The organism is Pseudomonas sp. 18-147, from assembly GCF_051048045.1.
GTDB classification, from domain to species: domain Bacteria; phylum Pseudomonadota; class Gammaproteobacteria; order Pseudomonadales; family Pseudomonadaceae; genus Pseudomonas; species Pseudomonas aeruginosa.
In genome coordinates, this window is record NZ_CP182296.1 from 3,523,259 (window position 1) to 3,536,173 (window position 12,915).

Genomic DNA, 12,915 nt, shown 5'->3' on the forward strand with positions numbered 1-12,915 from the left:
GAGGGCTAACCTCAGCTAAAAGCTTGGTGGCTGAATATGGGGGTTGAAATGGACCTATTCCTCGCGGGGCTGAAGGAGATCGCCGCCGCTTCGTCGCAGCTCACCACATGGGCGCTGGCCATGCTCGGTGGCTCGGTAGCTGTCGTTATTGGATCGTCACATTACAGCCCTGTCGGCCGGGGATGGCGTAGCTTCTACTTTCTCCTAACCCTAACCTGGATCTTCTTGCTGGTATCCGTGCAGGCGGGCAATGAACTCTCGCGTAGTTACCTGGCTGCGCTGTTTACCAAGGGCGCGGTCCAAGATAAGGCGTTCAATCAGATTAACGCCGACTTCCAGGCTCAACTGGATTACCTATTCTACGGGGTCATCGCGTTTGCACTTTGGCTCACAGCTTATCTTTTTTGGTGGGTGCTGTTTCGCGACGTTGACCGCGGTGAGGGTGATGCATGAAATCGAGTTGGGTTGTCGGAATGCTTTTCTGGATGGTTGCGATGAGCGCTTTTGCGGACGTCACATGCAAGTGTGAGTCCTTCCCATTTTTGCCTTCGCCTCCCTGTCCAAAGGTATGCAGGACCCTTTTGTTCGAGAAAGCAGACATTGGTACGCTGACGACAAACTTGGAATTATCTAACGACGAAGTCCAAGCAGTTGAGCGATATCGCCTACGCTTTGGGTTCACCGATACACCGGTTGATTGGGATGTGGAGCTTACACCTGAAGAAATTGCCGATGTCACGAAGGTAAAGCAGAAGGTTGTCAACCTCGATAGACAGCAGATCAAGCCTTTGATCAAGACAATCAAACCAGCCGATCGGATAGTCCCCTACTCTGAGTGGATAGAGCATAGACAAGAACTTAAGGTCCCGATTGAGATTAAGGATGGCGTGAAATAGCCCTGTATTCTTGACTGGCCGCCTCTGGCCGGATTGCAGCCAGTGACGACAGACAGCTATTGGCTGTGGATTCAACCGGTCGTTATAGGCTGGGGTCGACTCAAACCGGCCAGGCGCCAATGCCCTCAATCGAGATGTATTTTGCCTAGCCGAAGGCTATTTAAAGTGCTAAGTTCGTCATACTACAACCTTGTGCCTAGAAGGAAAGAGGCCAGTTTTTGGCCTAACAAGATTTTTGGGGGACTACAATGCAGGCTGTAAGAAAAGTAGAGGCTTTAAATGTCGACTTTGGATATATATAGCAAGCGCGCACCGAATGAAGGCTTAGCTCGCATCGACTTATTGCTGCGTAATATCAGCAGCAAAGAGCTCAAGAAAAGAGTCAAAGAGTTTAACGATGACTATAGAAATTTAGCCATCAAAGACATCTATGAGAGAATTAAAGATGTCGTCATGATCTCGATAGGGCCTATGCGAGCGGGTGCATTCTCCGCGCAAGAAAAAGAATATTTTCCCGGTGGAATTTTTTACCGTGCGCGAATTTGGAGTTCGGAATTCAAAGACCTTTCGGAATCAGAGTTCTGGGCGCCCCCCGACGATCGCGTAAAATACTACGGTCGTGTCAATCGGCCATCTCAAGGGTTACTATATACCTCTGAGGGTCAAATACCTACAACATTTGCCGAGGTTCGAGTCAAGCCCGAATCCAATGTGCTTCTGATGGCTTATCAATCTAAAGAAGCGCTCACTGTGGCAACGGTGGGCAATAAATTTTATACCGGCCTGGCGTCAGATACTAAGAAAAAACTCTCCATCATTCGGAAGTTTATCAACCAAAACTTATTAGCTGCTGGCGAAGGCGCCTACCTTTTCAGCAGCGAATTTACCAACTCAATGTTAAATTTCAGTCCTGATGGTTGGGCATACCCATCTACGGTTTACCAAGGCGGTGAGAATGTGTGTTTCCGCCCCGAATCTCAACACAAGCTTGAGTTACTCGAGATTTTTGCATTCAAGGCTAAAGAGAGTGGGCTAAGGGTGCCTGTAGGGTATTTCCTACGGCAGGAAGATGGATCCTATAAATATCACGCAGAGGCCCAAGCGGCAGCTGCACGTTTCACTAAATTTATGATAAGGCACCGGAGAGTTTGCGCATCGAATGACCGTTCTACCTTGGAGCAGAGGACTACTATAAACACGCCGATCAGGTTAATCCCCTAGCCAGTGCTTCGCGCGCCCCTACGAACAAGTTCCGCCTGCGGACAGCAGATCATTCAACTACCCCGCAGTCGTTACCTGTAGGCCAGAGCGGGCCGGGTTGTCGTCTCTGGCGCGATTTAGTCCAGGTTGCTGGTTTTCGCAGGCACATAGACCGGGGATGTCTACCGGGTCAGAGAGAATCTGGCCGTCACCAGCTGCAGTCGGCCGATTCTAACTCTTGACGCAATGGGCTCAAGAGGCTCCGGAAAGTAAAATTACGCGACACAAATGGCTGATAACATTACGCCTTTTTCACTCGCAGATTGTTAGAGCGTTTTTGGTTAATGGATATTATTGCGACCCTTCGAGGAAAGATCGATCAAGCTGGTGCTGGTGATCACACGCCTGGACTGATGGCGATGCTCGCGCACGTAGAAATTGCTTATAAACATTTAAGGAGGGGACAAAGGGACGCCGATGATTCGGCATTCACTGATGCAGTGTATAGAACAAATCAAGCATTCGAAGGTGGCCTCAAAGAGGCTTACGGTGTTCTAGCCAAGAAAAGCCTTGATAAAACGCGAGTATTTGATATTGAGCAGTTCTTTAGCAAATCTAATGTCTTCAGGAAGAGAGTGCTGGATCAATTTACGAACTACAGACAGGAGTGGAGAAACCCATCTACTCATGATCACAAATTGGACTTCAGCGAGAGTGAAGCTTTCCTCGCTATCGTGTCAGTAACAGCGTTCTCTTGCCTTCTTGTTGACGAGATGGCCTTACAGCTTGCACGCGACCGTGAACAGGAGTCCGCAAAACTATTGGCGCGGACGATAAAAAGCAAGTTAAATTTTGTGGAGGGGGATCTTTGGGGGCGTGTTACTGAGGCCCTTAAATCGTATTTTACTCTCCGTCCCGTGGATGAGTTGGAAAGTAACTCGTATCCTCAGTGGCTAGGGTCAGTAGCGGGTTTTTTGTCCGCTATCTTTCCTAATGCAGAAGTGCTGTCTGAAGCTCCAATTGGCGGGGGAAAACGGAAGATTTTTGCAGACGTCCTAGTGAAGAGTGGTGGTCAGTCAGTAGTTGTGGAGATCAAGAATAGATTAAATATACGCACATACGAATCGATGCTAATTCAGCTTGAGAGCGTGATCGCCAGTTCCGGACATCGAGACGGTATCGTTTTCTATCTCCCAACCATGGTTACTTCTGGGCACGTATTTGAACAAGATAGACTTTTCAACGGCGGAGAAGGCCGTCTCAAAGTGCTCAGCGCGGTACCCCTAAAAACGCGTTTGGAGTGACATGCATTTTGCGTCAGAACGTCGCCGTCACATGCCACCAATCGATAAAATTCATCTAAGCGTACATCGAAAACGGCTTTACGGAGCGGCTGCTATTGGCCGATTCTGTTGAAAAAGTAGCGGCCTCTCCATACCGTTGGCAAAATTGCTCTGTCAGCGAGCGTGGGGGCGAACAGCATGATGGGGCAGTTACCGGGAGGACAGCAGCGCCTGTTCTACTCGTTCAACCTAGAAGATCACGTCCCGGCTCAACACCTCCTGCGCAGCATCGACCAGTGCCTGGATCTTAGTGATCTGCGCGCCTACCTGGCGGACTTCTATAGTCCCATCGGACGCCCCTCGATTGACCCGGAATTGATGGTGCGCATGCTGGTCGTCGGCTACTGCTATGGCATTCGTTCCGAGCGGCGATTGTGCGAAGAGGTGCACCTGAACCTGGCCTATCGCTGGTTCTGCCGGCTGGGTCTGGAAGACGAAGTCCCCAATCACTCGACCTTCTCGAAGAATCGCCATGGGCGTTTTCGTGACAGCGATCTGTTCCGCTGGTTGTTCAATGAGGTGCTGCGGCGTTGCATGGCAGCCGGCCTAGTCAAGGGCGAAGGTTTTGCCGTCGACGCTAGCATCATCAAGGCGGATGCCAGCCGGCAACGTGGGGTAGCGGGAGATGAGGTCGATTGGAACGATCCAAAGCTCAGCAGCCGCGCAGTGCGCGAGTACCTCGAAGCCCTTGATGAAGAGGCGCTGGCTGAGGCTCTTCCCAAGAAAATTTCGCTCACAGATCCTCAGTCCCGTTGGACAGCAGCGCCAGGTGGGCCGGCCTTTTTTGCCTACTCCACGAATTACCTGATCGACACTGAGCACGGTGTGATCATGGACGTGGAAGCTACCCCGGCGCACCGTACCGCCGAAGTCGATTCGACTAGGACGATGGTTGAGCGTGTCAAAGCTCAGTTCGATCTCACACCGGAACGCCTTATCGGCGATACCGCTTATGGCACCGCCCCGATGCTGGCCTGGATGGTCGAAGAAAAGGACATCGAGCCGCATGTGCCGGTGTGGGACAAGACTGAGCGCAAGGACGACAGCCTCTCCAGTAACGACTTCCACTGGAACCAGGAGGCCAATGAATACCGCTGCCCAGCCGGCAAACCACTACGCAGTGAGTGGCGCGCCTTCACCCAGAAAAGATCGCGGGTGACCAAGGCCCACACCATCATTTATCGCTCCAGCCAAACCGACTGCACTACCTGTCCGCTGAAAGCGAAATGCTGCCCCAACACGCCGAATCGGAAGATCGTCCGCAGTATCCATGAGGCTGCCCGCGATGTGGCCAGGCGCATCGCCAAGACACCGGAATACCTCGTCTCTCGCTGCGAACGAAAGAAGGTGGAGATGCTGTTCGCCCACCTCAAACGGATCATGAAACTCGATCGTTTACGACTGCGCGGCCTGACAGGTGCCACTGACGAATTCACTTTGGCGGCGGCGGTGCAGAACCTGCGACGCATGGCCAAGCTTTTGCCTCAAGGGCCACCGCTCACGGGATAGGTACGCCTGCTGAGAGCAGAAACCTTCAAATTAACCCTCAGGCCTGAGCAAGGACGCTCAGCGAAACGCCGAAAGGCAACCTGAAGTGGCTTGCAGTCACTTCGACAGCAGGCACACCTGATCGGCAGGCCGCCGCTAAACCTACTTTTTCAACAGAATCGGCCGTATACAGCCCTTCCCTCCCTAAGCCATAGCCTCTCCCATACCTGGTGGGCACCTCTATTGCCACCCGCAGAACCACAACCTCCCTCACTGCTAACCGCAATAGTCGCGGCTTGAGTGGTGCTGATTTGGTTTTTGAAATGTGGTGTTGGCGGTCCTCACCCCAACCCTCTCCCGCGCACGGGAGAGAGGGCCGGGCGTGCCTTGTGGATCGAGCGCCTCGCTCAGGCGCAGCCTGGAACGATGTCTACCCTCCCCTCGCCCGGGGCATTTGGCATTTGGCATCTGGTATCTGGAATTCGGCCCCAGCCCAGGCAACCAGAAGCACCGGAAACGCGCCCTGAATGATTTCAGATTCGCGCCGAAACCTTCGAAAGCCGTTTCCTCGCACCCGAAAGCCGCCGAGGCTGCCCTGCGGCTTTCGCTGCGCAACGGCTACCCGCCTACTTGCACCGGTCGCTCAGCCTGACCAGCGATGCGCCGTACACCGCGTCGTCCTCAGAGGCGAAGATCGCCTCGCCTTCGACGGTGGCCCCCGGCTTGAGGGTCTCGGCGGTGAGTTCCTCGTCCACGGTATCCAGCCTGAAGGACTGGCCGGCGGCGGACTGCGCCACCAGGCAGCTGTTCTTCAGGCTGATCTCGCTCTTCGCCGCATTCACCAGGCGGACCTTGAAGGCCTGGGTGCGGAAGTGCTTGTCGCCGACGGACACGCTGCCCTTGTCGCCCTGGCGGGCGAAGACCATCACTGCGTCCGGCGCGGCGGCGAAGCCGAGGGAAGGAGCGGCCAGCAGGCCGGCCAGGGTCAGGGCCATTGCGTTCTTCATACTGATTTCCTTTGGCAAAGACTGAACGACCCGGTGATTTTCCGTGGGTCTTTTCGCCGCGATCAAGCGCAGTGCCAAGGAATGCGGGGCGCCTCGTGTTCTGCAAGTCGGAGGGTTTCCAGCGGAACTTTTCCCGCAACCGTGCTTCCAGGCGAAAACCGCTCGCTACGCGGAACGCCGGTCTTCGAACCCGCACGATCCTCGCGCCCGCCAGGCTGCCCTCGAACGCTTGCAACCACAGGCCGGACGCTCGGCCCAGGCGATGGCCCAATGGGCGACGGGCAGGTTCGCTTCGGCGTGGCCGCGATGCAACAAGTGCGCCTGGACCGGCATCGCGGTAGCGCTCGGCGAGGGCGTCACCGAGGCTGTCGGCGGCATGTCGTGTTCGACTCCGTTGCGGGTGGCGAGCGGGGCCTGCGATCTTCCCCTTGGGGGAGAGTCAAGCCCGGCGACCCGGCGGGTGGCCGCCAAGCCGCTTGCGCAGGCTGCCGGGCTCAGCCGAGCAACTTGTCGACGGTCAGCGGGAAGTCGCGCAGGCGGCGGCCGGTGGCGTGGTACACGGCATTCGCCACTGCGGCGGCGACGCCGACGATGCCTATTTCGCCGACGCCCTTGGAGCCCAGTTCGTTAACGATATCGTCGGGTTCGTCGACGAAGATCACCTCGATATCGCCAATATCGGCGTTAACCGGGATGTGGTACTCGGCGAGGTTGTGGTTCATGCAGCGGCCCAGCGCATGGTCGACCTGGGTTTCCTCCTGCAAGGCCATGCCCAGGCCCCAGACCACCCCGCCGAGTATCTGGCTGCGAGCGGTCTTCGGGTTGATCACCCGCCCCGCCGCGACCGCGCTGACCACCCGGCTCACACGCAGGGTACCGAGGGCTTCATCGATCCGCACCTCGACGAATACCGCCGAATGGGTCGCGGTGGCGTACCCTTTGCGCCGCGCCGAGGGTTCAGCTTCCACCTCCACCTGCAACGCGTCTTCCGGCAGCCCTTGCAGCAGGTCGGCCAGGGCGTATCGCGTATCGCCCGCTTCCAGATGGCCACGGCATATGCGGAAGCGTTCTTCGGCGGTGCCGGCCAGCTCCGGATGGCGGGCCCTGGCATGGGCGACCAGGGCCTGGCGCAGGCGCAGGCAGGCCAGGCGGACGGCGGAACCGACCGACGAGACGGTGAACGAGCCGCCCTGCAATGGAGCCTTGGGCAACGCACTGTCGCCAAGCTGGAAGCGCACCTCTTCCGGCGCCATGCCAGCGGCGTCGGCGGCGATCTGGGTCATCACCGTGTAGGTGCCGGTGCCGATATCCGTGGTCGCGCTGGCCACCCGCAGCAGGCCGTCCGCCTCCAGCCGCGCCCTCGCGCTGGCCTTGCTCTGCATGGCCTCCCAGACGCCGCCGGCCATGCCCCAGCCGAGCAACTGGCGCCCTTCGCTCATGCTCCGTGGCCGTGGGTCGCGGGCCTGCCAACCGAAGCGCCGGGCGCCCTCCTCGTAGCAGGCCAGCAGCGCCTTGCTGGAGTACGGCTTGTCCTCGTTGCCGTTGCGCTCGGCGAAGTTGAACCGGCGCAGCGCGATGGGGTCCATGCCGAGCCGCACCGCCAGTTCGTCCATCGCGCATTCCAGCCCGATCAGCCCCAGCGCCGCGCCGGGGGCGCGCATGTCCAGCGGGGTATAGACGTCCAGCGGCACCAGACGGTAGGCCAGGGAAAGGTTCTCGCAGCGATAGAGCATGCCGCTCCACTCCACCACGTGCTCGGTGAAGTCTTCGAAGCGCGAGGTCTGCGCTGTCGCCTGGTGGCCCAGCGCAAGGAGGCGCCCCTCGGCATCGGCGCCCAGTTGCAGGCGCTGCAGGGTGCGCGGCGAACATCTGCTGGCGGGTCAGCACTACGCGCACCGACCGCCGCAGTTGCAGCGCCGCCATCACCGCCAGGGCCAACTGGTATTGCGGACGCAGGCCGGAGCCGAAGGCGCCGCCGACGTAGGCGGCACAGACCCTTACCTTGTCGGCGGGCAGGCCGAAGACCTTTTGCAGGTAGGCCTGGCTGTTCTGCGTCCCCTGGGTCTTGTCGTGCACCAGCAGGCTGCCGTCGGGCTGGACGATGACCGTGGACGCGTGCGGTTCCATGGGATTGTGGTGCTCGATCGGCGTGCTGTAGCTGGCCTCGACCCGAATCGGCGCGGCGCCGTAGGCGGTGTAGAAATCGCCGCGCTCGGCGGGCAGTTGGGCGGGAGCCTCATGGGCCTGGTCGAGGGCGGCCAGCAGGTCGGTCTGGTGCGGCTCGGGCTCGATATCGATGCGCAGCAGCGAGCCCGCGTAGCGGGCCAGTTCCAGGCTCCGTGCCAGGACCAGGGCAAGGGGCTGGCCGCTGTACAGGACGCGGTCGTCGAACAGTGGGCGGAAGGGTTCGCCTTCGGCGGCATCGGCGTCCTTGTAGGGCTCGTCGTCGCCCGCCATCGGCGGCCGGTTCAGGTGATGCAGTACCGCGACCACCCCGGGTACCGCCAGGGCCGCCGCACAGTCGATGCCGCGCACCCGGCCGCGGGCGACGTCGCTGCTGACCACGCTGCCGTGGAGCAGGTCGGCGGCAGGATATTCGGCGGCGTAGCGAGCCTGGCCGGTGACCTTGGCTGGCCCGTCGACGCGATCCAGGGCTTGCCCGGTGCTGTGTGGCAGGCTGCTCATTGGCCGATCCCTCCCGAGTGGGCTTCTTCCAGTGCGCGAACGATGGCGTTGCGCGCCAATCCGATCTTGAAGGCGTTGTGGGCCAGCGGCCTGGCGTCACGCAGCAGCGCTTCGGCGAAGCGGACATAGCTGTCCCGGTTCGCCGGGTGGCCCCTGAAACGTTCCTCCAGCTCTGCGACGCGCCATGGCTTGTGGGCCACGCCGCCGAGCGCCAGGCGCAGTTCGCCAATGCGCTCGCCGTCCGGTTCCAGGGCCGCCGCCACCGAGACCAGGGCGAAGGCGTAGGAGGCCCGGTCGCGCACCTTCAGGTAGTGGCAATGCCGGGCGAAGCGCGGCGCTGGCAGCTCGATGGCGGTGACCAGTTCGTCGACGGCCAGGCAGTTGTCGCGCTCGGGCGTGTCCGCCGGCAGGCGATGGAAGTCGGCGAAAGCGACCCGCCGCTCGCCAGCGCGGCCGCGCACCAGTACCTGAGCCTCCAGCGCCGCCAGCGCCACGCACAGGTCGGATGGATGTACCGCCACGCAGTGTTCGCTGGCGCCGAGGATCGCATGGTTGCGGTTCAGCCCGCTGCGCGCGGGGCATCCACTGCCCGGCTCGCGCTTGTTGCATGGCGTGCCGGTGTCGTAGAAATACTGGCAGCGGGTACGCTGCAACAGGTTGCCGCCGGTGCTGGCCATGTTGCGCAACTGCGGCGAGGCGCCGGCGAGGATCGCCTGGGCTAGCAAGGGATAGTCCGCCTCCACGGCGGGATTCCAGGCCAGTTCGGCGTTGCTGACCAGGGCTCCGACCAGCAGGCCGCCGGTGGGCGTCCGGCGGATGTCGCGCAGCGGGAGGCCGGTGATGTCGATGAGTCGCCGGGGCCTGGCAACGTTTTCCTTCATCAGGTCGAGCAGGTTGGTGCCACCGGCGATGTAGCGCGACTCCGGGCCGGCGAGGCCCAGCGCCTGCTCGATGTCGGCCGGCTTGGCATAGGCGAAGGGCGTCATGCGCGCTGCCCTCCCTGTCCGTCGCGATCGAGCAGCGGCAAGGCGTCTTCCACGGCGTCGAGGATATTGCCGTAGGCGCCGCAGCGGCACAGGTTGCCGCTCATGCCCTCGCGGATCTCCGCCCGCGAGCGCGCCCGCCCCTCGCTCGCCAGGCCAAGGGCCGAACAGATCTGTCCGGGCGTGCAGTAGCCGCACTGGAAGGCATCATGGCGGATGAACGCCTGTTGCAGGGGATGCAGGCGATCACCCTCGGCCAGACCTTCGATGGTAGTCAGTGCATCGCCGTCGCACATCACCGCCAGCGTCAGGCAGGCGTTGATCCGGCGACCGTTGCGCAACACCGTGCAAGCGCCGCATTGGCCGTGGTCGCAGCCCTTCTTGCTGCCCACCAGGTCGAGCCGCTCGCGCAGCAGGTCGAGCAGCGTCAGCCACGGGGGTACTCTCAACTCTCGGCGCTGGCCATTGATCAGCAGGCTGATCGGCAGGTCCGCCGGCTCCGGATTGGTCATGGTACAAGCCTCACGGTCGGTGCATCGGCGCGGCGGATGCCGCTTTTTCAGGTCCGACCGAACGGCTCGAAGATACGTTCAAAGTAAATGACGGCCATGGCCATGCCACAAAGGCGGGCGGATGCTCGACGCCTGCGCCGCTATCGGCCGCCGGAGCCCTGCGCCGAGGTCACTTGAACAGGCTCGACACCACCCGCGCCACGTGCTCGGCGCCCTTGCTGATCTCCTGCATGATGCCGGCCACGGTGGTGATCTGGTTGTTGTTCTCCTGGGCGCTGGACTCGATGGTCTGCATGTTGTGGTTGATCTGCTGGGTCAGCTTGACGTTCTCGGTGACCACGTTCTTGATCTCCACCGTGGCGCCGCTGGTGCGCGCCGCCAGTTGCCGCACCTCGTCGGCGACCACCGCGAAGCCGCGCCCCATGTCGCCGGCGCGAGCCGCCTCGATGGCGGCGTTGAGGGCCAGCAGGTTGGTCTGTTCGGCGACGCTCTGGATGGTGGTGACGATGTTCTCGATGTCCTTGGTCTGGTGGGTGAGCTGGGAAATCAGGCCGACGGCGGTGTTGACCATCGACAGGGTCTTGGCCGACAGGGCGACGGACTGGTCGAGGGAGTCGATGCCGCGGGTGGAAATCTGCGCGGTCTCTTCCGCGGTGGAGAACGACAGCTCGGCGGCGCGCCGTACCTCCTCGTTGCGATTGACCTGCTCGGTAACGTCGATGGCGAACTTGATGACCTTGATTATCCGCCCCGAACTGTCCTTGACCGGGTTGTAGGTGGCTTCGATATGTACCCGCTCGCCGGCGGCGCTGCGGCGCTCGAAATGCCCGCGGGAGAATTCGCCGTGCCGCAGCCGAGCCCAGAAATCCGGGTTCTCCCGATAGAACTCGTCGAAGCAGAGCATGCGGTGGTGCTGGCCCTTGAGCGACTTGAGGCTGTAGCCGAAGAGACGCAGGAAGTTCTCGTTGGCATCGAGTATCTCGCCGTCCGGGGTGAACTCGATGACCGCCATGGACTGGCGTATGGCGTCGTTGATCGCGTTGAGCAGGAGCAGTTCGGAATGGTTGCGGGTCACGTCGGCGGCGATCTTCAGCACCTCGACGACCGCCCCTTCGGCATTCTTCACCGGGAAATAGGTGGCCTCCAGCCAGACCGGCGTACCATCGCGCCGCAGGCGCTTGAACACGCCGCGCTGGGGCGTGCCGCTGGCCAGCTCCTTCCAGAAGCGCACGTAGGCGGCGGAGGCCTGGAAGTCCTCTTCGCAGAAGATCCGATGGTGCTTGCCGACCAGCTCGTCCGCCGAGTAGCCGACCACCGCGAGAAACAGCGGGTTGGCGGACAGTATCTGGCCATCGGGAGTGAAACGGATGGTGGCGACGTTCTGCCCGATGGCATCGAGTCGCCACGCCAGGTCTTCATCCTTGGCGGCGCTTTCCACCGCCCTGCTTTTTCTGCCGAAGAGCATCGCGCACGACTCCTTGATGGCGCCTGTCCATCGCGAGGGAGTGGAGAACCGGAGATAGCCGTCCTACCGCTAAACGCCAGTGTAGATCGGGCTCCGGCAACTTTCCTCGGCGCCCGCATCGCCGTCCGTCCCCTAGCGGGCGGGACCCAGCGGGGCGCGCGATGCCAGGATCGCCAGGCCGGCCAGCCCGACTACCGAGACGCTCTGGTTGAGGCAGGCATTGGTACGCCCAGACAATCGCCCCGCGCCCGCGCATCAGCCAGGCTGCGAGCCATGCCAGCGCCGGTCCGCGCTATGATCGCTGCGCCCGGACTGACCGAGCTCCGACCTCGCGCCGTCGTATCCCGAAACCCACTTCCAGGAGGAAGCACATGGCAACCGATCTCTACGCGCTGGCCGAACAGGTCGAGGACGAAGCGGGCTACCTGCGCTTCCTCGCCGCGCTAGCGGCGGACTGGGAGGAAGACCGCCGCCTTGCCGCCGCTAACCCGCCGAAGCCGTTCGGCCCCAGCCCGCTGGGTTGGGAGAACGGCAGCATCGGTGGCTTCCTCGATGCCGCCGCGACCTGGGGCGAGGACTCCCGCGACGGCCTGCCGGGCTATTCCAGGCCGGAGAATGCCTGGCGGCGCGCGGCGCAGCTGATGCTGGCGGGCAAGTTCTATGAATGACTTCAAGTCCGCCCTGGCGCCCTTCCCGCCCGACTACCCGAGGGGCTTGCCGGGCAACCGACGGCAGGTGCCGATACTGCATCGCGACGCGGACTTCCTCCTGCGCGCGCTGCAACCCGACGATTTCGTCCGGACCAGCCGCTACGAGAACGCCAACCGCGAGCACCTGGCGCCATGGGAGCCGCTGCGCGACCCGGGGTATTTTTCCGTGGACAACGCCCGCGCCCGCACCCTGCTACAGGTGGCGAGCATGGACGACGGCGAGGCGCTTCTCCTGCTGTTGCTCGATCCCGACGACGGCGAGGTGCTGGGGCGCTGCAGCTACACCAATATCGTCCGCGGGGTATTCCAGGCCTGCCACCTGGGCTTTTCCCTGGCCGCTGCGGCGCAGGGCCGCGGCCTGATGGCACGAGCCCTGCGGGTAGCCAACCGGTATTGCTTCGAGCAGCTCGGCCTGCACCGGATCATGGCCAGCCACCTGCCGCGCAACGCACGCAGCGAGCGCCTGCTGGAAAGCCTCGGCTTCGAGAAGGAAGGCTACGCCCGCGCCTACCTGAAGATCGCCGGGGTCTGGGAAGACCATGTGCTACGGGCGCTGGTGGACGCTCCGCGCTGAACCGACGTGCAAATGCAGAACGGGACGCCTGGCGTCCCGTTCTGCTCACCAG

The 12,915-nt window shown here is 61.4% G+C and carries 10 protein-coding genes and 3 pseudogenes; 7 read left to right on the top strand and 6 right to left on the bottom strand.

All coding sequences use genetic code 11. From position 1 onward, the window contains the following. Positions 1-48 precede the first annotated feature (48 nt). The 5 genes from ACM0M4_RS16705 to ACM0M4_RS16725 all read left to right on the top strand — a co-directional run bounded on the left by ACM0M4_RS16705 (position 49) and on the right by ACM0M4_RS16725 (position 4,948). On the top strand, positions 49-453 hold the full coding sequence (locus ACM0M4_RS16705) for a hypothetical protein (RefSeq protein WP_124138684.1): 405 nt from the start codon (positions 49-51) through the stop codon (positions 451-453). Positions 454-581: 128 nt separating this feature from the next. Continuing rightward, positions 582-896: a hypothetical protein gene (locus ACM0M4_RS16710; protein ID WP_123794466.1), complete on the top strand. Its 315-nt coding sequence runs from the start codon at positions 582-584 to the stop codon at positions 894-896. Between the two features lie 279 nt (positions 897-1,175). Further along, positions 1,176-2,117 carry an RES domain-containing protein gene (locus ACM0M4_RS16715; RefSeq protein WP_115288811.1) on the top strand — a complete coding sequence of 314 codons (942 nt, stop codon included), beginning with the start codon at positions 1,176-1,178 and terminating at the stop codon, positions 2,115-2,117. Positions 2,118-2,440: 323 nt separating this feature from the next. After that, a complete protein-coding gene (locus ACM0M4_RS16720) occupies positions 2,441-3,400 on the top strand; it encodes a hypothetical protein (protein WP_124164449.1) in 960 nt (319 codons plus the stop codon). 177 nt (positions 3,401-3,577) lie between these two features. Then, positions 3,578-4,948, top strand: coding sequence for an IS1182-like element ISCfr1 family transposase (locus ACM0M4_RS16725; RefSeq protein ID WP_065285146.1), 1,371 nt, complete (start codon positions 3,578-3,580; stop codon positions 4,946-4,948). Between the two features lie 605 nt (positions 4,949-5,553). Here ACM0M4_RS16725 and ACM0M4_RS16730 read toward each other — a convergent pair. From ACM0M4_RS16730 to ACM0M4_RS16755, 6 genes and pseudogenes are all read right to left on the bottom strand, one after another. Further along, the gene (locus ACM0M4_RS16730) at positions 5,554-5,934 is read right to left on the bottom strand and encodes a DUF4354 family protein (RefSeq protein ID WP_003111130.1); all 381 of its coding nucleotides are present in this window, start codon (positions 5,932-5,934) and stop codon (positions 5,554-5,556) included. Positions 5,935-6,428: 494 nt separating this feature from the next. Continuing rightward, positions 6,429-8,619, bottom strand: a pseudogene (locus ACM0M4_RS16735) (xanthine dehydrogenase family protein molybdopterin-binding subunit). Then, a complete protein-coding gene (locus tag ACM0M4_RS16740) occupies positions 8,616-9,605 on the bottom strand; it encodes an FAD binding domain-containing protein (protein ID WP_003102358.1) in 990 nt (329 codons plus the stop codon). Before ACM0M4_RS16740 ends, ACM0M4_RS16735 begins: the two are co-directional and overlap by 4 nt. Beyond that, positions 9,602-10,114: a (2Fe-2S)-binding protein gene (locus tag ACM0M4_RS16745; protein ID WP_003088271.1), complete on the bottom strand. Its 513-nt coding sequence runs from the start codon at positions 10,112-10,114 to the stop codon at positions 9,602-9,604. Before ACM0M4_RS16745 ends, ACM0M4_RS16740 begins: the two co-directional genes overlap by 4 nt. A gap of 169 nt (positions 10,115-10,283) precedes the next feature. Further along, positions 10,284-10,661 (bottom strand): annotated as a pseudogene (locus ACM0M4_RS16750) (methyl-accepting chemotaxis protein); the annotation flags it as partial. A 198-nt stretch (positions 10,662-10,859) separates the two neighbouring features. Further along, a pseudogene (locus ACM0M4_RS16755) lies at positions 10,860-11,579 on the bottom strand (PAS domain-containing protein); the annotation flags it as partial. 371 nt (positions 11,580-11,950) lie between these two features. Between ACM0M4_RS16755 and ACM0M4_RS16760 the strand changes: the two are divergent. Then, a complete protein-coding gene (locus tag ACM0M4_RS16760; RefSeq protein WP_003088248.1) occupies positions 11,951-12,247 on the top strand; it encodes a DUF7660 family protein in 297 nt (98 codons plus the stop codon). Between the two features lie 46 nt (positions 12,248-12,293). Then, positions 12,294-12,863 (top strand): GNAT family N-acetyltransferase, encoded by a 570-nt coding sequence (locus tag ACM0M4_RS16765; protein WP_004343221.1) that lies wholly within the window; start codon positions 12,294-12,296, stop codon positions 12,861-12,863. The last annotated feature ends 52 nt before the right edge of the window (positions 12,864-12,915 follow it).